Source organism: Mycolicibacter nonchromogenicus, from assembly GCF_002101775.1.
In the GTDB taxonomy this organism is placed as follows: Bacteria; Actinomycetota; Actinomycetes; order Mycobacteriales; family Mycobacteriaceae; genus Mycobacterium; species Mycobacterium nonchromogenicum.
In genome coordinates this window covers 215,645-241,653 of the sequence record NZ_LQPI01000039.1, presented here as the reverse complement: position 1 = coordinate 241,653, position 26,009 = coordinate 215,645, and the positions used below count along the sequence as shown (strand labels likewise).

Genomic DNA, 26,009 nt, shown 5'->3' with positions numbered 1-26,009 from the left:
CCGGCCCCACCGGAGAACGCGCCCAATGGTGGTGGTACCAACCCTTCCAACCCCAAGCACCACCGGCCACCAACTAGGTCGATACGTGCGATCGTGCCACCCGCGGTGATCGCATCGAGCAAATCGCCGGAGCGGCAACGCACATCACCGATAGCGCCCGCTCAACCATCAAGGAAGTCCAGCAGCAGCCCGTTGACCCTCTCGGCCTGCTCGATCTGCGGGCAGTGTCCGGCGCCCTCCACCACGACCGCGCGCCCGTCGGGAATCTGATCGGCGATCTGGGCAGCCCACCCGGGCGGGAGCAGCTTGTCGCAGGCACCTTCGATCACCAGCGTGGGCACCGAAATGCGTTCGTAGCGACGACTGCTCGACGCCTGTGGTGGCGGCTCGGCCCCGGGCCGGCGGAATCGCGCCGCCGCGATCGCTTCCCAGGCGCCTGGTGCGGTGCTCGAAACGTATCGCCGCTGTACGTAGCCGTCATCGGCGGGATAGGCCGGGTCGTGAAACAGCGCCGCCACGATCCGGCGCATCGCGGGCACCGTCGCGTCGTAGTCGTAGAGCGCGGCCATGTGCTCGTTCTGCTGAATGTCACCGCCACCGCAGATGGCGACCAGTCGCCGCACCGGCAACAGCGGCGCCTCCGACGTGGTGTCGACCAGCAGCATGATGGCGCCCATCGAATTGCCCACGAAATCCGCCGATTCGACCCCCAGCGCCGCACAGAACCGTGCGACGTGGCGGATCCGCATGCCGCGCCCGTCGTTGAAGTCGATGACCTTGGCCGATTCTCCGAATCCGAGCAGGTCGGGCGCGAGCACTCGATGACGCCGAGCCAGAGCGGGAATCGTGTTTTCCCAGCCGATTTCAGCACCCGCGCCGAACTCGCCGCCGTGCAGCAGAACCACCGCGGGGGCGGACGGATCGCCCGCCTCCAGGTAGGACGTGTTCAACCCGTCCACGACGACGGTCTTGCGGGTAATCGGCACGGGGGCTCCTCGGTCGTGCTATTTGATCGCGATCGGATTCACCGGCGAACCGACTCCGCCGGTGACCCGCAGCGGCGGCGCCACCAACTGGAATTCATAACGGCCGTCGGCGGCGCAGTCGGCGGCCAGCGCGCCTAAGTCCCAGTACTCGCCGAGCATCAATCCCATGTCGCGCAGGCACAGCATGTGCAGGGGCAGATAGGTTCCCTCAACACCGGATACCGGGTCTTCGACCATCAGGTTGTCGGCGGCCACTGCGGCCACGTCACGCTCGTGCAGCCAGGATGCGCACCGCCAGTCCAATCCGGCTCCCGGTTCGGCGCCGTTGCCGGTCTGGCAGAACCGTTCCCACCACCCGGTTCGGACCACCACGATGTCTCCGGGCTCGATGGTGACCTGCTGGGATCGGGCGACGTCGTCGAGTTCTTCGGGGGTGATCGGGGTGCCCAGCGGTAGGAAGGTGTCCGCTCCGCGATGGGCGACCACATCGAGCAGCACGCCGCGTGACGTGATGCCCTTGCCGTCTACTTTGTCGATGCCGCAGTGGTAGGCGCCCAGGCTTGTCACCGAGGCAGCCGGGAAGCCGTTGTAGAGCTGGTCGTCGTAATAGACGTGCGAAAGCGCATCCCACTGGCTGGCGGCCTGCAACGGCATCACGATCATGTCGTCGTTGAACCGGAACGGGTTGTCGACGAAGAATTCGCTGAGCTGCTGCGCGACGATGTTGCGATGCCATTCCGGGCCGTACTGGGCCAGCGTGCTCACATCGCCACCGTCGACGGTCATCACGTGAATGGGGTTGTGCCGGAACTGGAACGCGCCCTGGGGACCAGAGGAACCGAAATCCACGCCGAGTGGAAAAACCTTGCCGTGCTTGACCAGGGCGGCAGCCTCGGCGACCTTCTGCGGCGTGATGAGGTTGAGGGTGCCCAGTTCGTCGGCGTCGCCCCAGCGCCCCCAGTTGCGGACGGTCTCGGCCACCCGCCGAAACTCGGTCAGGCCGGCCATGGCGCCGATCCGTCGGTCAGCGCGGCTGCGGCCCGGCCGCTGATGTTGCCACCGTCGACCCAGAGCACCTGGCCGGTGATGTACCCGGCGGCGGGACTGTTCAAGAACACCAGTGGTGCGGCCTGTTCCTCGGCACTGGCAACGCGTCCCAGTGGTTTGGGAATGTCATCGAGAAGGCCCTGCCCGTAGCGACTGCGCAGTTGATCGAGGATCGGGGTTTCGGTGACGCCGGGGGCAGTGCAGTTGATCCGGATCCCGCGCTGCGCCAGCGGTCCGGCGTTGAGGATTCCGTACAGGATGATCGCCTCTTTGGACAGCCGGTAGCCGCCGTCGGCGAGTGCGGCGGGATGGGCACGGCACCACTGTAATCCGGCAGCCATGTCTTGGGAGTTCACCAGGCCGACGGTGGTCTGCGCGTTCTCGCGGTAGGCCGCCGCAGCCAACGACGACACATTGGCGATCGCCGAACCTGCCGACATCACCGGCAGCAGCGCTTCGGTGAGGCGGCGCATGCCCAGGAAGTTGATCGTGACCACTCGCTCCGGATCGCCGATGCCCGAGGACACCCCGGCGACGTTGAACAGCGCGTCGACTGGCCCCGTGTCCCGGATCGCCTCCGCGGCGCGGTCGATGGACGCCGGATCAGTCAGATCGGCCGGGTGGAACTGGCCGACGCTCGCCGCCGGATCGACCCGGTCGATGCCGATGACCTGCGCTCCGAGTTCACACAGCTGCGTCACCAGCGCTGCACCGATTCCCGATGAGCAACCGGTGACCACGGTTCGGCGCCCGTCGTAGCGCCACCACTCGGACGGTGCACTCACCGCTGGCCGCGTTCCCGCTCTGCTCGTTCTTGCTTGGCCTGCTGCGCTGCCTGCACCCGGCCCTCGTTCATCTCCGCCATGGCCTCGGGGATCTCGGTGGCGGTGAAGGTGCCGCCACGACCGGTGGGCAGTCCGCCGAATGAGTAGGACTCATCGAACGCCGCTGCGGTGGACGCGGGCCGGCGGGCCTCCAGTTTCTCCAGCACGGGTTCGAGACGCTTGGCCTTCTCAGCGACTGCCTTCTCGTCACGTTCGATGAATTCCGGCAGCACGTGGGTGCCCATCAGTTCGATGGCCTCCATGGTCGCCTCGTGGCTGCGCGGATTGAGTAACAGAATCAACTCGTCGACCCCGCTCTCCTCATAGCCGCGCAGGAACTCCCGGACGGTCGCCGGACTTCCGATCGCACCGCGGCCCGGTCCGTAGGCCAGTGTGGGGTCCTTCTCGACCTCTTCGAGGTAACGGTTCCACACTCCGGTCCGGCCCGGGGTGTGCTCACCGGTCATGTAGTAGTGCATGATCCCGAACGAGAAGAATCCGCCGCCGACCCCAAGGCGCTCGATGGCCTGGTCGTCGGTGGGGGCAACCATCATCGACAGGTCACCACCGATCGCCAGGATGTTGGGGTTCACCTGGGGGGTGACCGGGACGCCGTTCTCCTCGAGTTCCTTGTAATAGCCGTTGACCCGCTCGGCCAGCGGTCCGGGACCTGTGTAGGCGAAACTCAGGGCGCCGATGCATTTCTGGGCGGCCATCTGCACCGACGCCGGCCGGGTGCAGGCAACCCACACCGGCGGATGCGGCTTCTGCATCGGCTTGGGCACCACGTTGCGGGCCGGCATCTGCACGTGCTGGCCGTCGAAACCGGTAAACGGCTCCTCGGTCATACAGCGGATCGAGACCTCGAGCGCTTCCTCCCACTGGCTGCGCTTGTCGGCCGGATCGATCCCGAATCCGCCGAGCTCGGCGATCGAGGATCCCTCCCCGGTGCCGAATTCGACCCGCCCACCGGAGAGCAGGTCCAGGGTGGCGACCCGCTCGGCGACTCGGGCGGGGTGGTTGACCACCGGGGGTAGGTGCATGATTCCGAATCCCAGCCGAATGTTCTTGGTCCGCTGGCTGGCCGCAGCCAAAAACATCTCCGGCGCCGTGGCGTGGCAGTACTCCTCCAGGAAGTGATGCTCGGTGAGCCACACCGTGGAGAACCCCGCCTTGTCGGCCAGCTCCACCTCGTCGAGGCCGTCGGAGAACAGCAGACGTTCGTCGTCGGCGGACCACGGACGGGGCAGCGCGAATTCGTAGAACAGCGAGATCTTCACGTTTTACCTCCTGGGCGATTGGTGGGGAGTCTGTGTTTCGGCGGAGAAATTGCGGCCCGAGACATCGGCAAGGTGTTGGGCTGCTACGTAACCGAAGGTCATCGCGGGGCCGATCGTTGCTCCGGCTCCGGCATAACTGCGGCCCATCACCGGGGCCGAGGTGTTGCCCACCGCGTAGAGACCGTCGATCACCGAGTTGTCGGCGCGCAGTACCCGGGCGTGCTCGTCGGTGCGCAGGCCGCCGGAGGTGCCCAGATCGCCGAGGATGATGCGGAACGCGTAGTAGGGCGGCTTACCCAGTGGGTGAAGGTTGGGATTGGGCAGCGTCGGGTCCCCGTAGTAGTTGTCGTAGACACTGTCGCCGCGGTTGAAGTCGTCGTCGTGGCCGGAACGGGCAAGCTCGTTGAACCGTTGCGCCGTGTTGCGCAGTCGTTGCGGCGGGACGCCGATCTCACCGGCGAGCTCCTCGAACGAGTTGGCAGCTTTGACCACACCGGAATCCAGCCAGGCCTGCGGTATCCGGCGCCCGGTCGGCACGGGAGCGCCGGGTATCTTCGGGATCGGCAGGTGTCCGGCGACGACGTAACGGTGAAAGGATCGTTGGTCGGTGACCAGCCAGCATGGGATGTGGGTGACACCGGTCTGCTGTCCGGCGATCATGGCATGCGCGAAATCCATGTAGGGCGCAGCCTCGTTGATGAACCGTTCGCCGTTGCCGTTGACGATGAACTGCGACGGCATCATGCGTTCGTTGAGCATGAACTGCAGGCGCCCGTCGGGCCAGCACAACGCCGGGAACCACCAGGCTTCGTCCAGCAGTTCTGTCGCTGCGCCGACCCGCTCCCCGGCCCGGATGCCGTCGCCGGTGGCCAGTGGGTTGCCGAAGCTCCAGTCATGTTCCAGCACAGGCTGATGCTGGCGGCGCCAGGCCAAGTCGTGGTCGAACCCGCCACTGGCCAGGATCACGCCGCGGCGGGCCAGGATCCGCTGCCCCCGACCATCGCGCTGCACCACCGCCCCAATCACCGCACCGGAGTCGTCGGTGATCAGGTCGGTCATCGGTGAGTCCAGCCACAGCGGTATGTCCCGTTCGACCATGGCGAGTCGGAGCCGCGCGGCCAGGGACTGGCCGATGGCGGCCATCCGGTCGCCGAATACTCGCGCGCGGAACATCCGCCACAACAGCTTGACCAGGATCGCTTTGCCACGCCATGACTGGCGGACTTGGTAGAAGAGCCGAAGATCTTTGGGACCCAGCCATATCCCTTTGGGCGCCAAGGCAAGCGGGGCCAGCAGATTGTGTTCCTCGTCGCCGAGCTTGCGCAGGTCGATCGCGGGCACGTTGATGGTGCTGCCCAGTGCCGAGCCGCCCGGCAGCTCCGGGTAGTAGTCGGCGTAGCCGGGCTTCCAGACGAATTCGAACCAGGAGCTGGCCTCCTCCAAGAACTCCATCATCCGTGGCGCGGCAGCCACGTATTGCCGCAGCCGCGCATCGCTGACCAGCCCGTCGGTGATCGCGCGCAGATAGGTCAGGACGTCCTCGGGGTCGGGCACATAGCCTTCGCGGCGTTGCGAGGGCGCCCCCGGAACCCAGATGCCGCCGCCCGACAGCGCGGTGGAGCCGCCGAAGTGCCGCGCCTTCTCCACGACCAGGGTGCTCAGGCCGCGGGCATCGGCGGCCAACGCCGCCGTCATTCCGCCGCCACCGGAACCGACGATGAGCACGTCGACAATATGTGTGTCGCTCACCGGATCACCTCCGTGGGCTGCGCGGCGCGGATGGCGAAGCCCGCGATCAGCTCCGGCGCCGGCCGGTAGTAGCGCTGGCTGATGCGGTAGCGACCTTGAGTCGCGAGCGCGCCGAAAGCAGCCGCCCAGGTGCGGATCTCGTGGGCGGATCCACCACCGGACTCGGTGATGAACGTATTGGACCAGTCGTTGAGGTCGTCAAGACTGCCGCTGTCCACGATCGACAGGAACAGTTCATCGAACTGCGGGTTCAGCGGCGCGAGATTGTTTGCGCCGGAAGCGAAGTCGCGGGCCGCCGCGATCACCGCCTCCTGGCGGGCCTGGCGCTGCTCGGCGCTCATGGCGGTGCCGTGCAGGATCCGGTCCCGGGTGACCGGTGGCGCGGTCTCCAACGTCGGGATCGGCGGATCATGCGAGAGTCCTCCCGATCCCACCACCAATACCCGCTGATCCAGACCGGCCAGGAACTCCCCCACCGCGGCGCCCAGCGCGCGGGCACGGTGAATCGGCCCCAGCGGGGCGGCGACCGCGTTGACAAAGACGGGGATCACCGGGCAGGCACCTGCGTTGCCGAACAACCGTTCCAGCGGCTGCGACACGGCATGGTCGACGTCCATGGATGCCGAAACAGACACGTCCACACCGCATCCCAATACCGCTTCCGCGCATTCGCGGGCGATGTCAGCCGGAACGTCGAGCGCCCCGAGGTGCGTGCCATAGTCACCGATTCCCTGGGCCGCGGTGCCGATGCAGAACGCCGGCATCAGATTCAGGAAGAACCCGTTGTAGTGGTCCGGCGCGAAGATCACCGTCAGCTGCGGGTCGAAGTCGGCGACGAACGCGGCCGCGTCGGCAATCGCGGCCTCGATGTCGTCCATCAGCTCACGGGGTGGTCCCGGCAGATTCAGCAGTGGGCTGTGAGACATGCAGACCAGGGCCAGTGCCATCGGGGCGATCACCCCCTTGCACCGTCGGCTGGAGCGACAAGGCACTGAAGAGTCGTGCGCTCACCTCGGGGGCGCGCTGGGCGATGCAGGCGGCGGCGATACAGCGGTCCGGGCGCAGGAACAGCACCGATTCGCTGTGGCGGTCGAACCAGGCTTTCAGCTCGCCGGTCCGGTCGCCGACGATGGTGATCGCGGGGTCATCGGCCTGGCCTGGCGGGGTCCAGTGCAGTTGGGTCAACGGTCGCACCGCGATGAAGGTGGTCCCCAACGCCGACCACCGAGCGAAGGCGTCTTCGCCGAGCAGCACCCGGGGGTTGTTGTTCCATGCCAACACGGCGAACCCGGCGCCGATCACGTCGTCGAGGAGAAGGTCTGTGCTACTGCGGGTGTCGACGCGAGGCTGGATGAACAGGGTTCCCGTCGGGGAATCTGGTCGCCGTGGCTGATCATGGACGACCGCGCCCTGCTCGTAGCGCGGCATCGGCTTGAACCGCATCTCCATTACGTAGCGTTTGAGAGTCGGTACCGCCGAGGCCGCGCGGACCACCCGGTCGCGCAGGCCGGCGACGCGGCGGTTGGTCGGCGATATCACCTTGCCGACCATCGTGGAGAGGTCGATCATCGCGCGGGCGTGCTTGCGCCGCTCGGTGTCATAACTGTCGAGCAGGGTGGCCGAAGCCTTCCCCTGAACCACCGCGGCCAGCTTCCAGCCCAGGTTCATCGCGTCGCGGATGCCACTGTTGTAGCCCTGACCCTGCCAGACCGGCATGAGATGGGCGGCATCGCCGGCCAGCAGCAGACGCCCGCGACGGAAGGCACCGGCGATCCGGGAGTGGTGGGTGTAAACCCGGTGGCGGATCACGTCGACGTCGTGCGGATGCGGCACGAACGGTGCCAGCATGGCCGCGACGAATTCGGGTGCTTCAGCCTGCTCGTCGGTCTCGTGGGCGTGAATCATGAACTCGAACCGGCGGATACCGTGCGCGATCGAGATCGACGCGTACGGGCGTGCCGGGTCGGCGCCGACCTCGCTGTTGGGATGCCCGAGCGGGTCGTTGGCGATGTCGATCACCAGCCAGCGCGTGGACGACGTGGTGCCGTCGAAGGACACCCCCATCAAACGGCGGGTGGCGCTGCGCCCGCCGTCGCAACCGACCACGTAGCGAGCCGACACGGTCTGGGGTTCCAGCCCTTCGCCGCCGATGCTCACCGTGACTCCGCCGTCAGAAGCCACACAACCGGTCATCGGCCGGCCCCACAGGACCTGGACGTGGTCGAAGCGCTCCAGGCCGCGCAGCAGTTCGGCGTCCACCAGAGGCTGCACGAAACCGTTGCGTTTGGGCCAGCCGAAACAGGCGTCGGCGGGCGCCATTTCGGCCAGCAGTCGCCGGCGGCCGTCGTAAAACCGCAAGATCTGATTCGGCACGGTGTGCGGCAGTATGGCGTCCACCAGGCCGATTGCCTGGAAGGTGCGCAGTGACTCGTCGTCGAGGCCCACTCCCCGGGGGTAGTCGATGAGGGTGTCGCGGTCCTCGAGGATCAAGGTCCGAATCCCTTGCAGGCCGAGGATGTTGGCCAGGGTCAGACCTACCGGCCCCGCCCCGACCACGACGACTTCGACATCACTGAGCGCGGCCACGCTAGCGCTCCAACAGGAATTCCAGGTGGAGGCGGTTGAAGGTCTCGGGGTCCTCATATTGGGGCCAGTGGCCACAGCCGGGCATCAGCTCGAACCGGGCACCCGGGATCATCGAGGCGATCCGCTTGCCCTCGTCGACGTCGGCCGTCGGGTCGTCACTGGTCCAGACCACCAGCGTGGGCGCGGTGATCTGTCGGTATTCGTCCGGCCCCAAGAGATTGCGGGCTCGGATCTGCGGGTCCTGCAACGCCATGATGTCGCGCATCGCGTCGATGAATCCCGGCAGCCGGTAGATGCGCTGCCGGCTGGCGACGATGTCGTCGTAGTCCTTCGTCTTGTCGGCCATCAGCCACTTGATACGCGCCTGAACCGTTTCCCAGCTGGGATTTTCGACCGCAGCCATCGACAGCGTGACGATTCGCTGCATCACTTCCGAGTCGGCCTGCGAACCGCCCGCGGTGTTGAGCACCAGCCGGTGCACTCGTTCCGGGTGGTCGATCGCGGCGCGCGCCGCCACCCATCCACCCAGCGATTCGCCGCTGATGCTGGCGGTCTGCGCACCGATCGCGTCCAGCACATCCATCAGATGCGCCACGTAGTGGCCGACCTCCAACGGATGCCCGGGCTTGTCGGTGTAGCCGTGACCGAGCATGTCCACCGACCAGGTCGAAAAATGCTCGGCATGTGGGGCGAGATTGCGCACGTAAGCCTCGGCGTGACCGCCCGAGCCGTGCAGAAATATCAGAACCGGCTTGCCCGGGTCGCCGGCCCGCAGATACCGAGTCCGCACGCCGCGCGCGTCGAGGTAGCCCTGCTCGAACGCGACGCCCTGGAGGTCGCTCCAGACGCTCTCGAACTCCGGCACCGCCCACCTCTTCCCTCAAGCCGTACGGAAATGCCATTCTCGTTTTACGGCATATCGAACGTGCTTTTATCGCACATGTATGTACGTTATATTCAAGAGCATCACTCTCGTGGGGGCGGATGTCAAGGAGGTCCCGTTGGTGCCCAGCCTGCTGCCCGACGCTGTTTCCGAGACCGCGCGGGGCTCGCAGACACTGGCTCGCGGGCTCGCCGCTCTTCAGGCGGTGGCCGCAGCACCGGAGGGATTGACGGTGCAGCAGGTGGCCGACCGGGTCGGCGTGCACCGGACCATCAGTTATCGGCTGCTGAACACGCTGACCAGCTTCCGGCTGATCGCCAAGGGAGACGACGGCCGGTACCGCTCGGCCGCCGCATTGGCCGTCCTCGGATCCTCGTTCGACAACAACGTCCGGCAACTGAGCCTGCCGACTCTGCGCACGCTCGCCGACGAACTCGGGACCACGGTGTCGCTGCTGGTCGCCGAGGGCGACCAACAGGTAGCCGTCGCAGTCATCGTCCCGACCCAGGTCGGCTACCAGCTCGCATTCCACGAGGGCAGCCGCCATCCGCTCAGCCTGGGCGCCGCCGGGATCGCGCTGCTGGCAGCCATGCCCGCGCGCCCGGGCGAACGTGACATCGTCCCGCAGACCCGGCAGCGCGGTTGGGTGGTCACCCACGGCGAGATCGAGCCCGGAACCTTCGGGCTGGCCGTTCCGGTTCGTCGCCGCCCCCCGGCACCGCCGACCTGCATCAACCTGATCTCACACCGCGAGGACGTGGTGCTGCGCGGCCGTGACGCCGCGCTGGCCACAGCCGGCCGACTGTCCGAGATCCTGAGCTGAATCTGCCCGAGAGGACCGAATTGATGGCAGCCGGTGTGCACGGCGATTGGGACGAGACCGTCGACGTGGCGGTGTTGGGCACCGGCGGCGCCGGGCTCACCGCCGCACTCACCGCGGCAGTGCATGGCGCGTCGGTGGCCCTCTACGAGAAATCCGACACCGTGGGCGGCACCACCGCTGTCTCCGGTGGCATCGCCTGGATTCCGGCGCACAACCGCGCTCCGGACCTGAGCGTCGAGGCCGCCATGGACTACCTGCGTGCGCAGTCCTTCGGTGCCATGGATGACGCCCTGGTGGCGACGTTCGTGCGGACCGGCCAGGAGATGGTCGACTTCATCGAAGCCCACAGCGATGTCCGCTTCGAAGTCGCCACCGGCTTTCCGGATTACAAGCCGGAGCTGCCCGGCGGCCGCCCGTCCGGGGGGCGCTCACTGAGTCCGCTGCCCTACGACCTCGCCCGCGTGGGCTCCTGGCAGGACCGGATCACCGCGTTCCCCGCCGACTACAGCAACGTCGGGTTCGACGCCGAGACCCGTGCCCGGCTGCACGCCGACATCGCGGAAACCGCAGGGGGCGACGTCTGCGTGGCCGGTACCGCGCTGATCGCTGGGCTGCTGCGCGGTGCGCTCGACGCCGGGGTCACGCCGCAGACCGGATCCCGCGGCGTGGAGCTGATCGCCGACGCCGACGGCATCGCGGGTGTGCGGGTACAGAGCGACGGCGCATCGCGGCGGGTGCGCGCCCGGCGGGGCGTCATCTTGGCCAACGGCGGCTTCGAATGGGATGAAAGTCTGGTGGAGGCGTTTCTGCGCGGGCCGATGCGCGGCGCGGTGTCACCGCCGAACAACACCGGTGACGCGCTGCGCATGGCGATGGCCCACGGCGCGGACTTGGCCAATATGGGCGAGGCGTGGTGGGTTCCTATCGTCCGGATCCCGGGCGACACCATCTCCGGCGAGCAGCGCAGCCGCAGCGTGCGACTCGAGCGCACCCGTCCGCGCAGCATCATCGTCAACCGGGCGGGGCGGCGGTTCGTCAACGAGGCCTGCGACTACAACTCGATGGCCGGCGCGTTCCATTACCTGGATCCGCGTGGCGGATATGTCAACGATCCGGCGTGGATCGTGTTCGACTCCGGGCACCTGCGCCGGTACGGATTCCTCGGTGTGGCACCCGACGGCGATGCACCGGAGTGGTTCTCCGAATCTCCCGATCTGGACGCGCTGGCCGCCAAGACCGGGATCGACGCCGAAGGTCTGGCCCGCACGGTGGCAGCCTGGAACCGTGGCGTCGCGGCGGGATCGGATCCCGAATTCGGGCGGGGATCCAGCGCGTACGACGGCTATTGGGGTGACGATCAGGCAAGCACTGTCGCCGGGCGCACCTTGGGGCCCATCGACACCGCACCGTTCTACGCCGTTCCACTGTCGGTCGGAGCGATGGGCACCAAAGGTGGGCCCCGCACCGACTCCGACGGCCGAGTCCTGCATGTCACCGGCCGGCCCATCCCCGGACTGTTCGCCGCGGGCAATGCGATGGCGGGAGTGACCGGCCGGGCTTACGGTGGTGCAGGCGGCACCATCGGGCCGGCCATGGTGTTCGGCTTCCGAGCGGGGCGTGCAGCAGCGGCCGGGGCCGGGGGGTGACCGGTGGGAACAGTTCGGCACCCCGAGCCGGGCGGAAATGTTATTCTTCGTCACCAAGAATGAGAGTCTTCGGCAGTGCGCCCACCCAGCGGGTGCAGCAGTGGAGGGGCCCGTGACAGGTCGGCCGGTAGCCGCGTCATCCCTGGTGGCGGGAATGGCGTGCGCCGGAGCGCTGGCTCTCGCCGCCCCAGCCGGCGCCGACGATCCGGCGGGGCACCGCGTCCGCTACTCGGTCAGCGCGACTCAGACCGCGCAGGCATACATCTACTACCGCGAGGTTCAGCCACCCAACTTCGGCGAATATAGTCACAACCCCTACCAGTACAGTCCGCGAGCGGACGTCACGGTCGGCCCCAACCAGCCCTGGATCTTCGAAACCACATTGGCCGATCCGCAGGACTGGGCCATGGTGGTGGTGTCACTGCCCGGGATGCATCCCGAGCTGCCATCGCCGGGCTTCGTCTGCGAGCTGCGCGTCGATGACGTCGTGGTCGCCACCGATGCCGGTACCAAGGGGGCGCTCTGCTCGCTTCGCACATGGTGAGGGACCCTGGTGCTGAGCTGAACGACAGGAGGCCGTATGCCCTCGCGTGATCCGGCGAAGTCGGGCGGAAAGCACGCCGCCAAGGGCGCTTCGAAGGATGCTCTGACGCTGGCCGAAGCCGAGGCGAAGGCCGCCGAGGCAGCGGCGGAGTTGGCCCGCGCCCGAGCGGAACTGCTCAAGGCGCAGCAGGAGTCGGCCGACGCGGGCGAACCGGAGCCCGCCGTGGCGTCCCCAGTGGAGGCCGACGGCGAAGGTTCGGGCACCGGCGAAACTTCAGACGCCGGCGAAGCCTCGGACGCCGGCGAGCCGGCGCCGGATGTGGCGGCAGCGGCCCCCACCGAGGCCGCTGCCCAGCCCCCTGGGCTCATCCGCGCCTGGAAGCGGCTGCGGTGGGTTGCGGCGACGGTGGCCATACTCGCCATCGGGGGACTCACCGCCGGCAGTGTGGTGATGCTGGTCCACCATCGCAGTGTCGCGGAGCGTCAACATCAGTCCGCCGAGTACGCCGCCGCCGCCCGCCAGGGTGTGGTGACTCTGATGACCCTGAACTACGAGACCGTCGACGACGATGTCCAGGCGATCCTCGATAACTCGACCGGTGAGTTCAAGAAGGACTTCGAGGCCCACGTCGCCGACTTCACCAAGGTCGCTCGTGACTCGAAAACCGTCACCACGGTCGACACGGCGGTCGCGGGGGTGGAGTCGATGTCAGACGATGAAGCGGTGGTGCTGGTCGCAGCGACCACCAAGGTCACCAATACCGCGGGAGCCAAAGAGGAGCCCCGCAGTTGGCGCCTCCTTGTGCACCTGGCCCGCGACGGCGGCCAGGTCAAACTGTCGAAGGTGGACTTCGCGGCATGAGTGAATCCGACCAGGAACCTGTGGCCCCGGAGCCGATCGACGACGAGCCGACGGCAGACGGTGATGCCGGCACCCCGCAGGTGCCAGACGAGGCCGTCGCGGAATCGCCGGCCGAGCAGCCGACGGGCGAGCAGCCGGCCGAGCAGCCGACGGGCGAGCAGCCGACGGCCGAGCAGCCAGCGGCCGAGCAGCCGGTGGCCAAGCCGGCCGTGGCCACCGCACGGTGGGTCGCGGCGGTGCTCGCCGGCCTGCTCGTTGCGTCCGCGGCGCTGACCGGCTGGCTCTACTTCGGAGTTCTGCGGGCCGACCAGCAACTCGGACCAGAGGCCGAGCAGGCGGTGATGGCCGCGGCTGCCGACGGGGCGGTGGCCGTGCTCACGTACTCACCGAAAACGCTGGAACAGGATTTCAGCGCCGCTCAAAGTCACCTGACCGGCGACTTCCTGTCCTACTACACCGATTTCACCCAGAAGGTCGTCACCCCAGCCGCCAGGGAGAAGGACGTTCAGACGGTGGCCGCAGTGGTCCGCAAGGGCATCATTTCGCTGCGGCCCAGCTCGGCCGAGGTGCTCATCTACCTGAACCAGACCACGATCAGCAAAGCGGTGCCAGATGGTTCCTACTCGATGAGCAGCGTCAAGGTCGGCTTGGAGAAGCACGACGGCCGGTGGTTGATCTCCTCGTTCGACCCGGTGTAGCGAGCCGACACCTACATCCGGACCAGGGCGAACGTCCAGGTGTTCACCCCGCCCGGACCATTCATGCAGCCCACGTCGAAATGCGACTCGACGACGCCGGCCAACGTGTTCGCATCCCAGGTGAAGGTGTCGCGCGTCGGCATCGAGGGCCCGAACGGGCAGGTCAGACCGGTGGGGTAATCGGAGGTGAACGAGTACTGACCGTCAACCAGTCTGGCCGTCCCGCCGTAGTACCCGCGGCCGAAGAAATGCGGCCGGTCAATCGCGCTGATCGTCACGCAGCCGGCCGGCAGGTCGTCGAACTCGCCCATCGTCTCGCACGGGTACGCCGCCCACACCCATGTGGCGTCGGTCCACCGGTTGCTCAGGACTTCATAGTTGCCGTAGCGCATGTCAGCCGCGGCACTCGGCGCCACCACCGTGGCGGCGGTCAACGCTGCCAGCGCTGCACCGGCAGTGGTTCGTAGCATGGCGAACTCCTTCGACTTGCCAAAACTGTTGTGCGCTAGAGATCTCCGCGGCGCCACAACGCGTATCCGTCTGCGGTGACACAGGTCAAGAACAGGCCGTCGGGAGCCTGCGCCACCTCGCCGGAGTACGCGTCGCACCTGCTGTTCTCCTCCTTGATGCCGTGCATCTCCGGAGAGCGGAACCAGCGCGGTTCATAGCGGCGCGGCGACCCGCAGAACACCAGCCTGCCCGGCAGCGTCGACGGCCCTGCGACAGCCGACCCGAAGACGAAGTAGGTGGTGTTGGAGCACGGCGCCCCCAGCACGACGTTCGGCGCGATCCCGGGTGTGCACGCCGGAACGTCGCACATCGGCACGTACGGGTCGGCCGCAGACGGCGCCGCGGGCGTCACGCCGGCAACCGTCCCGGCGGCCAGGGCTGCCGCGATGGACGCTTTCAACAATCCAGTGGTCTGCATGGTCGTCCCTCCCGCCTAGAGTCGCTGCACCGTCAACGCCATGACAATCACCGTGGGCTGATTACGCCCACAGGCACCGGATACGCCGATCGTTCTGTCGTAGCCGACCAGCAGATCGGTATTGCGTTTCTCAACCTGACCGTTGGCATCGCTGCCCTGAAACTGGTAACGCTGCCGCCCCGGCGACGTGGTGCCATCCGGGCAGGTCTGCCAGTTCTCGTGGAAGCGATCGACGATCCAGCGCGAGGTACGGTACTCCAGCGGTGCCGTCCAGCCCTGGTCGCTGCTGACCTGCCCGCTACAGGTGTGCGCATTCTCGCAACTGGAACTGAACGTCCACACCGACGACACGGTGACCTCGTTCATGAACACATCGTTGGTCTTGGCCCAGTCGCCGTTGGAGGTGACCCGGTAGGACCCGTTGAGCTCGAAGCCCAGAGCAGCGTGCGCCGGCGGCGCCGGGGCCGACCCCACGACTATTCCGAACGCCGCAGCAGCGACTGTCAATTCACGTGCACGCATCCGTCCTCCCTCGGGTCAGAAAGGCATCAGGTCGGTCCACGACTTGGGCGAGGAACCGGGCACCAGATTCGTCTGCTGCTCGTATCGCCCATCGGGGGTCATGTACTTGCCGGTGTTCGGGTCATAGGGCAGCACCGCGACCGACGGCCCCGAGTTCGGAGTCACCGGTGGAATGGCGTTCGGCGACTCGGGCGGCGGCGCGGGCACCACCGGCCGCGGGGCATCAGGCGACGTCCCCGACGGGTTGGCCCACGGCGGCAGCGGGGTTCCCCCGACGGGAGCAAAGATCCTGTCGGTGAAGTCGACCCGGTCATCGAGCGGAACACCCTGCTTGAGCAGGTTCGGGTCGAACGCTCCGGGGCCGGTGAGGTGCTGGCGCATGGCGATCGGGACGAATCCCTTGGGGTCGTCGCAGAGTTCGACGGTCGGCGCACGCTTGCCCGGGTGCTCTATACAGGGGAAGTTGCGGGCGCCGCGCACCGATGTCGGTGAATCCTGCGGCAGTTTGCAATACAGACCGTCGGGGGTGTCGATGGTGGTGGTGTCGTCCGGGGAACGCCACGACGACGGCGGTAGGAACCCCACGGTGCACGGGTTGGGGTCACCGAAGGTCAGGGTGAAGTCGCCCTGGGGCAGACCGGTCGCGTTGTTCTTGGGCAGACCGAACGACTGCTGCGCCGCCATGTATCCGGGCATCAAGACCAAAATCTGCTCCAGCGACGGGTTGTAGACCATCAGCACCTGCCCCAGCGTGTTCAGATTCGCCAGCAGGATCGGCAGCGTGGGCTTGAGATCCTGCATCAGCCCCGACACCTCCTCGGCGAATCCGGGCCCGCGTTGCAGGATGGCCCGCAACTGCGGGTCGTTGGCGGCGATCTGCTCGGAGATCCCGGCCACGCTGCGCGCCCAGGTCCGGATCGCATCGGTGCTGCGTTCCTGGGAGTCCAGCAACGGCGCACCGTCATCGACCAGCTTGCGCACCTTGTCCGAGACCCGGTTGGCGTCACCGCTGATGGTGGTTGCCGAATCCAGCAGTGATTGGAAGTCGTAGCCGGCGCCGTCGAAGGCCTCGAAGGTCTCGTCGAGCAGGGCACTGAGCTTGTCTTTGGGGATGCTGTCGACCAGGGCGCTGACCTGATCGAGCATCGGCCCGACCTGCTGTGGAACTTCGGTGTCTGAGGCCGCGATCACCGAACCGTCGTGCAGGTACGGGCCGCTGTCACTGCGCGGCTGCAGGTCGACGTACTGCTCGCCGATCGCCGAGACACTGCGCACCGCGGCCACCAGGTCCGCCGGCACCTTGGGCGAGCGATCCAACGACAACGTGGCGCGCACACCGTTGGGCGTCAGCTCCACCTTGGTCACCGTGCCGATCTGTACGCCGTTGTAGGTGACGTTGGAGAACCGGTAGAGCCCCCCGGTCTCGGGCAGCTCCAGTGTGACCACCACCCTGCCGATGCCGAGCATGGTCGGCAGTTGCATGTAGCCGAAGAGCATGGCTCCCACGCCGATGACCGACGCCACCAGGAACAGGATCAGCTGGATTCGGACGAAGCGTGTCAGCACCTAGCCACCGCCTCCCGAGCTGACCGCTCCGGGCGGGAGGGCCTGACCCGACGATGCCAGGATCGGCTCCTGCAGCGGATCGTAGGTCCAGTTCAGATACCACGGATCCCCAGGCGCCGGAACCAGTTTCGCATCCTCGTCACCCCACTGCGTGCCGGGGAACAGGGCTCGCTTGAGGCGGGGCTTGGTGAGGTCGAAGACCGCGAACAGGTTCAGGAAGTCTCCCCGGACTGCGCGTTCGATCAAGTTGGGGCCGTAGGGGAAGGCCGTGGCGTAGGCCACTGCCGAGTTGAGTTCCGGTCCGATGTCGGCCAGCGAACGCAACGCCGGTTCGATGTGGATGAGGTCGGAGACCAGTTGGCGACCGGAGTCGTTGACCAGATCGGCCGACAGGTCACCGAACTGCCCCAGCTTGGTCAACGCGGTGACGAATTTGGGGCGCTCCCGGATCAAGACGTCGATGGCCGGCGGGATCTTGTTCAGCGCGCGGTTGATGGTGTCGCGCTGCCCGGCGAATGTCGTGGCCGCGCGGTTCATCTGCGCGATGGCGTCGACGATGTTGTCCCGCTGCCGGTCCAACGCTCCGGTGAAGTGGTCCAGCCGCACGATCAGGTCGCGAATGTCGGCCTCACGGCCGGCCATGGTGGCGCTGAAATTATGGATGATGTCGCCGATCTGACCGAGTCCGCCCCCGTTGACCAGCACGGCCAGCGAAGACAGGGTCTGCTCGGTAGACGGGTATGTCGACGAGTCGCTCAAACCGATGGTGGACCCCGACATCAGCCTCCCCGTCGGAGCTTCTCCGACAGGTGGATTGAGCGCCAGGTGCATCGAACCGAGCAGGCTGGTCTGACCGACGGTCGCGACCGCATTCGCCGGGACTTCGACACCGGGGTTGACCGCGATGTCGACGTTGGCGTGCCAGTCGCTGACGGTCATCTTGCCGACGCTGCCGATCACCACGTCGCCGAGCATCACCGGCGAATTGGACTCCAGTGTCCCGACGTTGGACAGCTGCACCGTGAAGTGCTGCGCTCCGGGTCCGCGGCCCTGTACGCCCGGCAGTGCCAGCGAGTTCAATCCACCGAAGGCGCAGCCGGTGGTGGTGGCGGCGACCGCGACGGCCAGCGCCGCACTGCGCCGCAAGGGATGCAGACCGATCATGGCGAGGACGTCCCTTCCGCAGGTAACGGACCAGGCAGGCCGGGCGGCGGCCCCGGCGGGGGGCCACCCGGCAGCAGCATCCCGTCGAACGTGGTCGGGCTGGGCAGGGGTGCTCCCGGAATCAGGGGCGGTGTCGCTGCGGCCGGCAGTCCGTCCGGCACGTAGGAACCGCGCGGTTGCAGGGGATCGGTCCACCCCGGCGGCGGGGGGACATCGCCGTGCAGCCCGGTGTAGGCCGAGATCGACGGCTGCTGTTCCGGCAGGTTTGCCGGGTGCTCGGCGTGCGGCATCAGCGCCGGGTCGGTGTAGATCAACTTGTCCGGGCTGGCCGCCTTGGTCAGATACGGGGAAATCGGCATCGGGAGGCCGTTGAAATTCAGCAGTCGCATGGCCGGCCCGAGGTACTGCGCGCACAGCTTGGCGGTCTCCGTCGACGTCACGTTGCTGACCGCGCCGATCATCGCGCAGATCGCCTGAACCGGGTTGCTGAGGTTGGCAAACGCGAACGAACCCACCGGAGTTCCGCTGGTCACGTTGTACATGTTGAGTGTGTTGGCGATCGCGTTCGGGGTGATGTGCAGGATATTGCGGATCGCGTTCTTCGAGTCGACCAGCGTCTGGCTGACCTGGGTGAGGCCCTGCAACGCCTCGGCGGTCTGGGCGCGACTGCCCGCCACGAAATCGCGCACCGTGTCGATCGCGCCGGCGAAGTCGGTGAGAGCAGCGTCGAGGTTGGATCGGCTGTCGTTGATCACGCTGGTCAAGGTGGCGAGCCGGGATTCGAAGACCACGATCTGCTGATCACTGTCACGCAGCGCGGTGACGAACGTCTGCAGACCCGAGATGATGTCCACGATGTTGCCGCTGCCCTCGGCGAAGATCCGGGCCACGCCGGACAGTTGCGCCAATGTCTCTCGCAGTTTGGCGCCGTTGCCGTCCATCGCATTGGCCGCGCTGTCGATGAAGCGCGACGCGGACGTTCCCGAGACACCACTGCGCGGCCCCAGTTCGGCAGCGAGCCGGTTCAATTGGGTCTTGACCTCATCCCACTCGACCGGGACCGCGGTGTGCTCGCGCGGAATCACCGCGCCATCGCGCAGGGTCGGCCCGTCGCCGCGATGGTAGGCGGGTGTCAGTTGGACGAAGCGCGCCGCCACCAGGTTGGGAGCGACGATGACGGCTTTGGCGTCGGCCGGAATCGGTACCTTGCGATCGACCCGCAACGTCAGTTTGGCCTGTGTGCCCTGCGGTTCGATACGGTCGATGGTGCCGACCTTCACTCCGGCGACCCGGACCTCGTCACCGGGATAGATCGCGGTAGCGGTGGAGAAGTACGCCGTGATGCGAGTCGGTTTCAGGATGGTCTGGCGAACGAGTATGCCCGCGCCGGCAGCCAGCAGCAGTGCCGTCAGGACGGCTGCCGCCAGGTGCAGTGGTTTGCGAGTCTTCATCGGGGCGGCAGATCTCCTGGTTGCGGAATCCCGTTGACCGGGAACGGCAGTTCGGCACGCGGCCCGGCATTGTCCGGCGGCTGTCCGGCATCGACGCCACGCCGGAATCCGAACGCGTAGTCGAAGAACGGCTGGAGCAGTTGCGGCAGGAACAGGTTGGGAATGTAGGCGCTGTAGTAGGCCCCGCTGGACACCGCCTCGCCTTGAGTGAGCTCGTATTTCGCCAGACCGGGCAGGGCCTTGGCGAGGTTGTCCCGGTTCTTCACCAGGATCTTGTTCAGCTCGATGACTTTGTCGAGGGTCGGTCGCAATTGTTCATTGTTCTGGGCGACCAGGTCGGACAGTTGCCGCGACACCGCCGACGTGCTGACCAACAGGTTGACGATCGCCTGCCGCCGGGTGTTGAGCACATCGACAAGGCTGTCGGCATCCAGGATCAGCGCATTGATCTGCTGACTGCGTTCGGAGAGCACTCCGGTCAGATCGGCGGCCGATTTCAGCAGGTCGGCCAGGCCTTCATTGCGGTTGTTCACCGCCCGCGACAGCCGACTCAGGCTGTCGAACGTGGGCCCCAACTGCGGGGCGATCTGGTCGATGGTGTCCGAGAGGGTGTCCAAGGACCGGTTCAGCGACTCGGTGTCGGTACCGGCGGTGTTGGTGGTGAGTTCACCGACCACGTCGACCAGCGAGTACGGCGATGACGTGCGGGTGAGCGGAATGACCTCGAGCGGACGCATCCTGCCGCTGCCGGCCGGCTCCACCGTCAGCACCCGCTCACCGAGCAGCGACCCGGTGCGAATGTGCGCGGTGGTCTGCCCACCCAACCCGTACTTGCCCGCCAGAGTGAAGGTCACCAGTGCGTCACCGTTGTCGAGTGCGACATCGGTGACCGAGCCGACCTTGATCCCCGAGAGCGTGACGTCGGCGCCGGTACTGAGGCCGCCGGCTTCGGCGAACCGGGCCTGGTAGCGCACGCAGGTGGCCCACTGGATCAACTGTTCGGGCTGCAGCCCGATCGCAACGATGAACGCGACGACCGCGATGCCGATCAGCCCCATTCGCGTCAGTTGGTTGCCGTGGTACTTCAGCATCGGCGTGCCCCCCGCTGTAGTGGAGCGGCACCGGGCGGCACGCCGCTCATTCGGTGTCGCTGCATCGCCCCTCCTCCGCTTTGATCCACGGGAACACCGCGGTGCGACCTTGGGTGTCGCTGACCCTGATCTGAACCGCGCATAGGTAGTACTGGATGAATGCGCCGTAGGCGCCGAGTCGGATGGCTTTGCGGTAGTTCTCCGGCGCCTTCTGCAATGACATGTCCAGGCCCGGCAGGTCGGCGTTGATCGCGGTGGTCAACCGGTCGGCCTGAGTGATGGCGTTGGTCAACGGATCCCGGGCGTTGCCGAGCAGATCAGCCAGCGACGCGGTGCCTCGGTCGAGCGCCGTCACCGCGGTGCCGATCGGGTCGCGGTCGGCAGCGAGCCCGGCAACCAGCTTGCCCAGCCGGTCGATCGCTCCGGAGAACCGCTTGTCGCCGTCGGCCAAGGTGGCCAGCGTCGTGCGCAGTTGGTCGATCAGCGATTCGATCACCTGGTTGTTGTCGGCCAGGGAATTGGAGAACGACGACGTTCGCGACAGGAGCGAATCGAGGGTGCCACCCTGGCCCTGCATGATCTGGATCAACGAGGCGGTGAGCGAGTTGACGTCGTCGGGATTCAGCCCACGGATCACCGGCTTGAGCCCGTTGAGCAGCAGGTCAAGATCCAGAGCCGGGGCGGTCCGTTCGAGCGGAATCTGGGCTCCCTTTTCCAACAGCTGAGTCGAGCCCGGCCCGTCGGTCAGTTCCAGATAGCGGTCGCCGACCAGGTTCAGGTAGCGCACCGACGCCTGGGTTCCCGTGGTGAGCGCAACGGTGCGGTCGGCGGAGAACTTCACCAGGACTGTTCCGTCTGAACGCAGCGACACACCACCGACCGTGCCGACCCGCACGCCCGCCACCCGCACGCTGTCGCCGGCCTTGAGCCGGGAGGCGTCGGCGAACACCGCCTGGTAGCCCACGGTGGGACCAGTCCGCACCTCGGCGAAGATCGCGAACAGAAATACCGTCGACAGCACCATCACCACGGCGTAGACGCCGAACTTGATCAGAGTTCCCAGCCCGCTTCTCATCCCGGCATCCCCACCTGGGCGCTGTTACGCGGCGGTCCACCGATCGGCCCGAACAGCGCCTGCTTGAGGCCATCGGAGTTGAGCAGGATCCCCTGGTTGCCGTACTCGTACGGGTTGGCTCCGACGTCGGCGATCAACGCGGGTACCCGGAATTCCGGCGGTACGTCGGGCAGGCCCAATTCGGTGCAGTAGGAACGGTCGGAGTGGGCCGCCACCTTCGGCAGATGGTCGGGGTATCGGTATCTCTCCTTGGCCAGGGTGAAGCTGGCGGTGAGGATGACGCCCGGGACGTGGAACGGCTGGGATTTGACGAACGGCACCAAACCGCCGATGGTGCAGCCGAGTTCGTCGTGGTACTTGTCCAGCAGCGCAGCGGTCGGCTCCAGAACCTGCGTCAAGTCCGTCAGGGCTTGGCGGTTCTCGCCCAGTACCTCGTTCCCGCTGTCGGCCAGACCGATGGCGCTGAGCAGGAAGGTGTCCAGGCTGCTCTGTTCGGCCACGATGGACTCGCTCATGGTGGTGGCGGCGTTGAGCGCGGCGGTGAGATCCGGTGCGGCATCGGCGTAGGACCGGAACACCGGTGCCGTGGCGGCGGCCTCGTGTTCCAGGGTGCCCAGGCTGGGCTCGATCTCGGCCAGCAGCTTGTCAAAATCGGTGAGCGCCTGACCCAGTTTCTGCCCACGGCCGTTGAACGCCGTCGACACAGCACTCAGGGTCTCGTTGAGCTTCTTGGGGTCGATCTTGTCCAAAACCCGCACCAGCTGTTGGAACACCGTGTTGATCTCGACGGTGACGTGTTCGCCCGCCAAGACCTGGCCGGCGTGCAGGCGGTCGGTGGCCGGTTCCGGCGGCGGCACCAGCTCCACGAACTTGGCCCCGAACACCGTCGAGGAGGCGATTCGGGCGCTGACGTTGGCCGGGATCGCCGACAGTTGACCCGGTTCCATCTTCAGATGCAGGACGGCGGTGCCGTCCGGTTTGGTCTCGATGTCGCCGACCTTGCCGACCTGTACGCCGCGAATCTTGACCTTGGCGTCGGGGTACATCACCAGCCCGGCGCGCTGCGACAGCACCGTGACCGGCACCGTGCGGGTAAAGCTGCCCTTGAACAAGCCGATCGGCAGCGCGATCGCGGCGGCGATCGTCAGCACGGTGGCCAGCCCGATCAGCGGACGCAGATAGGCCGGCTGCTGGCGCCGCGTACCGGCGGGCCGATGCCGGCCCGCAGCCGCCCCACGGGCGGAGCCGTCGAGAGAACCGCCCAACGGCGGATCCGCGGTCGCTCCCAGCACCATCAGCCCTCCGCCACCGCGGTGTGACGGCAGGCGGCATCGTGAGCTCCCGCACCGGCACCGCTACACACCACCGCCCCCTTCCGCAACGGTTACCGCCCACACCGCGGTCGGCCCCCGATGTTGTGCGCCGATCCGACCCGGGCACCGGCCGGGTCTCCCCCAGTCCCGACCGCCTGCTCGAAGAGTTGTACGCACTGTGCCACACGCACGGCACCCCGCGGGTGGCCTTGCGAATTCAGGCAACACGGCATCGAAGAATTCCCACTGTTCTCAGGTGACCGCGCCGACGGTCTTGAGTTCGATGATGCGGTCCCAGTCCAGGCCGAGCTCGGCCAGGATTTCGTCGGTCTGCTCGGCGAATCCAGGCGCCGGCCCGGTGGCCGGCGCGGCCACGTCGAACTGCACCGGGTTGGCGACCAATTCAAGCTCGCCGGCCTGCACGATGTATTCGTTGGCGCGGATCTGCGCGTCCTGAGCGGCCTGCAGGGTGTCCTGGACCGGCGCCCACGGACCGGCCAGGGTGGCGAAGCGCTCACTCCACTCCGGCAGCGTCCGCTTGGCCATCGCCGCGCGCAGGATCTCCACGGCCGCCGGGGTGTGCTCGGCAAAGGACTCCGCGGTGGCGAACCGGGGGTCGTCGATGTAGTCGTTCAGGTCCATGTGTTGGCACACGTCGGCCCAGAACTTGGTGGGCTGCATCATGACAAAGGAAATGTAGCGCTCGTCGGCGGTCGCGTAGACCCCCACCAGCGGGTTGATCGGCGAGCCGTGCACACCTGGCGGCTGTTGGATCAGGCGCTCACCCAGATGGCTGGTCAGGGCGACAGTGTGGCCCATGGCCCACAGTCCGCTGCCCAGCAGCGACACGTCCACCACCGCGGGCTCACCGGTGCGCTCGCGCTTGAACAGCGCCGCCGCGATACCGCCCGCCAGGTTGGTGCCGGAGATGGTGTCGCCGTAGGCGGGCCCAGGGGGGCCGATCATGCCCTCGATGCCGGGCGGGGTGATGGTGGCAGCAGTGCCGGCACGACACCAGAAGGCGGTCATGTCGTAGCCGCCCTTTTCCGATTCGATGCCGCGGGGCCCCAGTGCGCTGCCGCGGGCATAGATGATCTTCGGGTTGACCGCGCGGATGTCCTCGACGTCCATGGCGAACTTCTTGCGATGGCCGGGCAGGAAACTGGTCAGGAAGACATCGGCGCGCTTTGCCAGTTCGAGCAGGACATCGCGGCCCTCGGGGGTCGACACGTCCAGGCCGATGCTGCGCTTTCCGCGGTTGGCGTGCTCGATGTTGGGGTTGGGGTCGCCTTCGACCCGCAGCATGCCGGTTTGGCGCAACCCCCGCTGCGGGTCGCCGGTCACCGCGTGCTCGACCTTGATGACCTCGGCGCCCCATTCGGCCAGCACCGCCCCGGCCGAGGGGACGAACCCATACATCGCGACTTCGAGGACGCGAACGCCTTCCAGCGGTCTCACGCCGGAGCCCCGGCCAGCGGCACGGCGAACGTCTTGCTTTCCAGGAATTCCTCCAGTCCGGCGACGCCCATCTCGCGGCCGATGCCGGACTGCTTGTATCCGCCGAACGGGGCGTCCGGGCTGAAGTAGTTGCCGCCGTTGATCGAGAACGTTCCGGTCCGGATCCGACGAGCCAGCGCCAGCGCCCGCTCCTGACTGCCGAAGACCGCACCCGACAGCCCGTAGATGGAGTTGTTGGCGATCCGGACCGCATCATCGTCGTCGTCATAGGCGATCACCGTCAGGACGGGTCCGAAGACCTCCTCCTGAGCGATCTCGCTGTCCGGGTCGACATTGGTCAACAAGGTCGGGGTGTAGAAGAAGCCCGGGTCCACCTTCTCGCCACCGGTCACCAGGGTGGCGCCGTCGGCCACCGCACGCTGCACCATGTCGTGGACCTTGTCGCGCTGCTTGGCGCTGATCAGCGGACCCATGTAGGTCGTGGGGTCAGTCGGGTCGCCGTAGCGCACGTGGGAGAAGTTGGTCTTGATCAACTCGACGATCTCGTCGTGATGCGACTTGGGCACCAGCAGCCGTGAGGTCAGGGCGCACCCCTGGCCGGCGTGGGTCACCATCGAGAACGCGGCGAACACCGCAGCCATGTTGAAGTCGGCGTCGTCGAGGATGATCGCCGCGGACTTGCCGCCCAGCTCCAAGAACACCCGCTTGAGTGTCCCGCTGGCGGCCGCCATGATGGTGCGCCCCGTCGGGGTGGATCCGGTGAAGGTGACCATGTCGACGCCACTGTCGGTGGTCAGCGCGGCGCCGACCGCGGGGTCCGACGAGCTCAGGACATTGACCACACCGGCGGGTATGTCGGTGTGGTTGGCGATCAGTTCGCCCAGCGCAAGCGTGACCAACGGAGTGTCGGGCGCGGCCTTGAGCACCACGGTGCAGCCGGCGGCCAGCGCCGGCGCGAGCTTGGCCAGGGCCAACTGGTTGGGGTAGTTGTAGGCGATGATCGCGGCGACGACGCCCGCGCCTTCCTTCTCCACCCAACGGTGGTGCAGCATTCCGCGGCTCTCGACATTGCCGAGGTCTTCGGTCATCGGGTAATTCTTCAGCAGATCGGCGTAATAGCGCACGATCGCGATCGGCTGATCCAGCTGCGCCCCCTGAGTCAGCGCCGGGGTGGCACCGACCTCGGCGATGGTGAGTGCGGCGAACTCGTCGCGGTGCTCGATGAGCGCACGGTGCAATTGATCCAGACACCGGACGCGCAGATCGGTGTCGGTGGCCCAGTCGCCGGCGTCGAAGGCGCGGCGTGCCGCCCCGATGGCCGCAACCGCATGCGAGACACCGGCCTCGGGGGCGTAACCCAGGATCTCGCCGGTGGCCGGGTTGAGCGAGGGGTACGCGGCGTCCGCCTCCACCAGTTCACCGTTGATCAGCAGTCGCCGGTCGACGCCCTGTCCCGTGGAACTGTCAGCGGCGGTCTCTGCTGCGTCCTGCGAACCCATCAAGCCTCCCGGCGG

At 67.1% G+C, this 26,009-nt stretch carries 24 protein-coding genes; 5 read left to right on the top strand and 19 right to left on the bottom strand.

All coding sequences use genetic code 11. The features are described 5' to 3' along the window. Positions 1 to 161 precede the first annotated feature (161 nt). From AWC18_RS09460 to AWC18_RS09425, 8 genes are read right to left on the bottom strand one after another with little or no spacing between them, the layout of a single operon-like run. Complete coding sequence (locus tag AWC18_RS09460) at positions 162 to 986, bottom strand: alpha/beta fold hydrolase (RefSeq protein ID WP_085138501.1); 825 nt, start codon at positions 984 to 986, stop codon at positions 162 to 164. Between the two features lie 18 nt (positions 987 to 1,004). Continuing rightward, a complete protein-coding gene (locus AWC18_RS09455) occupies positions 1,005 to 1,994 on the bottom strand; it encodes a cyclase family protein (RefSeq protein WP_085138500.1) in 990 nt (329 codons plus the stop codon). Then, entirely contained in the window at positions 1,982 to 2,818 is an 837-nt protein-coding gene (locus AWC18_RS09450) for a coniferyl-alcohol dehydrogenase (protein WP_085138499.1), read from the bottom strand. Before AWC18_RS09450 ends, AWC18_RS09455 begins: the two co-directional genes overlap by 13 nt. Next, complete coding sequence (locus AWC18_RS09445; RefSeq protein WP_064996543.1) at positions 2,815 to 4,137, bottom strand: LLM class flavin-dependent oxidoreductase; 1,323 nt, start codon at positions 4,135 to 4,137, stop codon at positions 2,815 to 2,817. The genes AWC18_RS09450 and AWC18_RS09445 overlap by 4 nt, the downstream gene beginning before the upstream one ends. Before the next feature lie 3 nt (positions 4,138 to 4,140). Next, complete coding sequence (locus AWC18_RS09440) at positions 4,141 to 5,886, bottom strand: FAD-binding protein (RefSeq protein ID WP_064996542.1); 1,746 nt, start codon at positions 5,884 to 5,886, stop codon at positions 4,141 to 4,143. After that, positions 5,883 to 6,833 carry a 3-carboxyethylcatechol 2,3-dioxygenase gene (locus AWC18_RS09435; RefSeq protein ID WP_085138498.1) on the bottom strand — a complete coding sequence of 317 codons (951 nt, stop codon included), beginning with the start codon at positions 6,831 to 6,833 and terminating at the stop codon, positions 5,883 to 5,885. Before AWC18_RS09435 ends, AWC18_RS09440 begins: the two co-directional genes overlap by 4 nt. Continuing rightward, entirely contained in the window at positions 6,769 to 8,472 is a 1,704-nt protein-coding gene (locus AWC18_RS09430; RefSeq protein ID WP_234806470.1) for a bifunctional 3-(3-hydroxy-phenyl)propionate/3-hydroxycinnamic acid hydroxylase, read from the bottom strand. Before AWC18_RS09430 ends, AWC18_RS09435 begins: the two co-directional genes overlap by 65 nt. Position 8,473: 1 nt before the next feature. After that, complete coding sequence (locus tag AWC18_RS09425; RefSeq protein WP_085138496.1) at positions 8,474 to 9,337, bottom strand: alpha/beta fold hydrolase; 864 nt, start codon at positions 9,335 to 9,337, stop codon at positions 8,474 to 8,476. Positions 9,338 to 9,476: 139 nt separating this feature from the next. On the opposite strand from AWC18_RS09425, the gene AWC18_RS09420 reads away from it, so the two are divergent. The 5 genes from AWC18_RS09420 (at position 9,477) to AWC18_RS09400 (ending at position 13,927) form a co-directional block, all read left to right on the top strand. Beyond that, complete coding sequence (locus AWC18_RS09420) at positions 9,477 to 10,178, top strand: IclR family transcriptional regulator domain-containing protein (RefSeq protein WP_207504704.1); 702 nt, start codon at positions 9,477 to 9,479, stop codon at positions 10,176 to 10,178. 23 nt (positions 10,179 to 10,201) lie between these two features. Then, positions 10,202 to 11,824, top strand: a complete 1,623-nt coding sequence (locus tag AWC18_RS09415; protein WP_064996539.1) for an FAD-dependent oxidoreductase — start codon at positions 10,202 to 10,204, stop codon at positions 11,822 to 11,824. A 154-nt stretch (positions 11,825 to 11,978) separates the two neighbouring features. After that, on the top strand, positions 11,979 to 12,368 hold the full coding sequence (locus AWC18_RS09410) for an Rv2576c family protein (protein ID WP_064996538.1): 390 nt from the start codon (positions 11,979 to 11,981) through the stop codon (positions 12,366 to 12,368). Between the two features lie 36 nt (positions 12,369 to 12,404). Next, positions 12,405 to 13,229, top strand: a complete 825-nt coding sequence (locus AWC18_RS09405; protein WP_085138495.1) for an Rv1363c family protein — start codon at positions 12,405 to 12,407, stop codon at positions 13,227 to 13,229. After that, positions 13,226 to 13,927 carry a twin-arginine translocation pathway signal gene (locus tag AWC18_RS09400; RefSeq protein ID WP_234806469.1) on the top strand — a complete coding sequence of 234 codons (702 nt, stop codon included), beginning with the start codon at positions 13,226 to 13,228 and terminating at the stop codon, positions 13,925 to 13,927. The genes AWC18_RS09405 and AWC18_RS09400 overlap by 4 nt, the downstream gene beginning before the upstream one ends. An 11-nt stretch (positions 13,928 to 13,938) precedes the next feature. Here AWC18_RS09400 and AWC18_RS09395 read toward each other — a convergent pair whose 3' ends face one another. From AWC18_RS09395 to AWC18_RS09345, 11 genes are all read right to left on the bottom strand, one after another. Next, on the bottom strand, positions 13,939 to 14,397 hold the full coding sequence (locus AWC18_RS09395; RefSeq protein WP_064996535.1) for a hypothetical protein: 459 nt from the start codon (positions 14,395 to 14,397) through the stop codon (positions 13,939 to 13,941). A 35-nt stretch (positions 14,398 to 14,432) separates the two neighbouring features. Next, on the bottom strand, positions 14,433 to 14,855 hold the full coding sequence (locus AWC18_RS09390) for a hypothetical protein (RefSeq protein ID WP_064996534.1): 423 nt from the start codon (positions 14,853 to 14,855) through the stop codon (positions 14,433 to 14,435). A 15-nt stretch (positions 14,856 to 14,870) separates the two neighbouring features. Next, entirely contained in the window at positions 14,871 to 15,377 is a 507-nt protein-coding gene (locus AWC18_RS09385; RefSeq protein ID WP_064996533.1) for an Rv2253/PknI dimerization domain-containing protein, read from the bottom strand. A gap of 15 nt (positions 15,378 to 15,392) precedes the next feature. Continuing rightward, positions 15,393 to 16,943, bottom strand: a complete 1,551-nt coding sequence (locus AWC18_RS09380; RefSeq protein WP_064996532.1) for an MCE family protein — start codon at positions 16,941 to 16,943, stop codon at positions 15,393 to 15,395. Further along, the gene (locus AWC18_RS09375) at positions 16,944 to 18,107 is read right to left on the bottom strand and encodes an MCE family protein (protein WP_064996531.1); all 1,164 of its coding nucleotides are present in this window, start codon (positions 18,105 to 18,107) and stop codon (positions 16,944 to 16,946) included. Next, complete coding sequence (locus AWC18_RS09370) at positions 18,104 to 19,558, bottom strand: MCE family protein (RefSeq protein WP_064996530.1); 1,455 nt, start codon at positions 19,556 to 19,558, stop codon at positions 18,104 to 18,106. Before AWC18_RS09370 ends, AWC18_RS09375 begins: the two co-directional genes overlap by 4 nt. Next, positions 19,555 to 20,649, bottom strand: coding sequence for an MCE family protein (locus AWC18_RS09365; RefSeq protein WP_064996529.1), 1,095 nt, complete (start codon positions 20,647 to 20,649; stop codon positions 19,555 to 19,557). Before AWC18_RS09365 ends, AWC18_RS09370 begins: the two co-directional genes overlap by 4 nt. Positions 20,650 to 20,695: 46 nt before the next feature. Beyond that, positions 20,696 to 21,724 (bottom strand): MCE family protein, encoded by a 1,029-nt coding sequence (locus AWC18_RS09360; protein WP_064996528.1) that lies wholly within the window; start codon positions 21,722 to 21,724, stop codon positions 20,696 to 20,698. Beyond that, the gene (locus tag AWC18_RS09355) at positions 21,721 to 23,019 is read right to left on the bottom strand and encodes an MCE family protein (RefSeq protein ID WP_082960922.1); all 1,299 of its coding nucleotides are present in this window, start codon (positions 23,017 to 23,019) and stop codon (positions 21,721 to 21,723) included. Before AWC18_RS09355 ends, AWC18_RS09360 begins: the two co-directional genes overlap by 4 nt. Before the next feature lie 270 nt (positions 23,020 to 23,289). Continuing rightward, a complete protein-coding gene (locus AWC18_RS09350; protein WP_085138494.1) occupies positions 23,290 to 24,495 on the bottom strand; it encodes a CaiB/BaiF CoA transferase family protein in 1,206 nt (401 codons plus the stop codon). Continuing rightward, the gene (locus AWC18_RS09345) at positions 24,492 to 25,994 is read right to left on the bottom strand and encodes an aldehyde dehydrogenase family protein (protein WP_085138515.1); all 1,503 of its coding nucleotides are present in this window, start codon (positions 25,992 to 25,994) and stop codon (positions 24,492 to 24,494) included. Before AWC18_RS09345 ends, AWC18_RS09350 begins: the two co-directional genes overlap by 4 nt. Between the last annotated feature and the right edge of the window lie 15 nt (positions 25,995 to 26,009).

What these genes read in the sequence shown, in the direction of transcription:
- AWC18_RS09455 (WP_085138500.1), bottom strand. Translation starts at nt 1,994, where the DNA reads ATGGCCGGCCTGACCGAGTTTCGGCGGGTGGCCGAGACCGTCCGCAAC.
- AWC18_RS09435 (WP_085138498.1), bottom strand. Translation starts at nt 6,833, where the DNA reads ATGGCACTGGCCCTGGTCTGCATGTCTCACAGCCCACTGCTGAATCTG.
- AWC18_RS09415 (WP_064996539.1), top strand. Translation starts at nt 10,202, where the DNA reads ATGGCAGCCGGTGTGCACGGCGATTGGGACGAGACCGTCGACGTGGCG.
- AWC18_RS09410 (WP_064996538.1), top strand. Translation starts at nt 11,979, where the DNA reads ATGGCGTGCGCCGGAGCGCTGGCTCTCGCCGCCCCAGCCGGCGCCGAC.
- AWC18_RS09405 (WP_085138495.1), top strand. Translation starts at nt 12,405, where the DNA reads ATGCCCTCGCGTGATCCGGCGAAGTCGGGCGGAAAGCACGCCGCCAAG.
- AWC18_RS09400 (WP_234806469.1), top strand. Translation starts at nt 13,226, where the DNA reads ATGAGTGAATCCGACCAGGAACCTGTGGCCCCGGAGCCGATCGACGAC.
- AWC18_RS09395 (WP_064996535.1), bottom strand. Translation starts at nt 14,397, where the DNA reads ATGCTACGAACCACTGCCGGTGCAGCGCTGGCAGCGTTGACCGCCGCC.
- AWC18_RS09390 (WP_064996534.1), bottom strand. Translation starts at nt 14,855, where the DNA reads ATGCAGACCACTGGATTGTTGAAAGCGTCCATCGCGGCAGCCCTGGCC.
- AWC18_RS09385 (WP_064996533.1), bottom strand. Translation starts at nt 15,377, where the DNA reads ATGCGTGCACGTGAATTGACAGTCGCTGCTGCGGCGTTCGGAATAGTC.
- AWC18_RS09375 (WP_064996531.1), bottom strand. Translation starts at nt 18,107, where the DNA reads ATGATCGGTCTGCATCCCTTGCGGCGCAGTGCGGCGCTGGCCGTCGCG.
- AWC18_RS09370 (WP_064996530.1), bottom strand. Translation starts at nt 19,558, where the DNA reads ATGAAGACTCGCAAACCACTGCACCTGGCGGCAGCCGTCCTGACGGCA.
- AWC18_RS09365 (WP_064996529.1), bottom strand. Translation starts at nt 20,649, where the DNA reads ATGCTGAAGTACCACGGCAACCAACTGACGCGAATGGGGCTGATCGGC.
- AWC18_RS09360 (WP_064996528.1), bottom strand. Translation starts at nt 21,724, where the DNA reads ATGAGAAGCGGGCTGGGAACTCTGATCAAGTTCGGCGTCTACGCCGTG.
- AWC18_RS09355 (WP_082960922.1), bottom strand. Translation starts at nt 23,019, where the DNA reads ATGGTGCTGGGAGCGACCGCGGATCCGCCGTTGGGCGGTTCTCTCGAC.
- AWC18_RS09345 (WP_085138515.1), bottom strand. Translation starts at nt 25,994, where the DNA reads ATGGGTTCGCAGGACGCAGCAGAGACCGCCGCTGACAGTTCCACGGGA.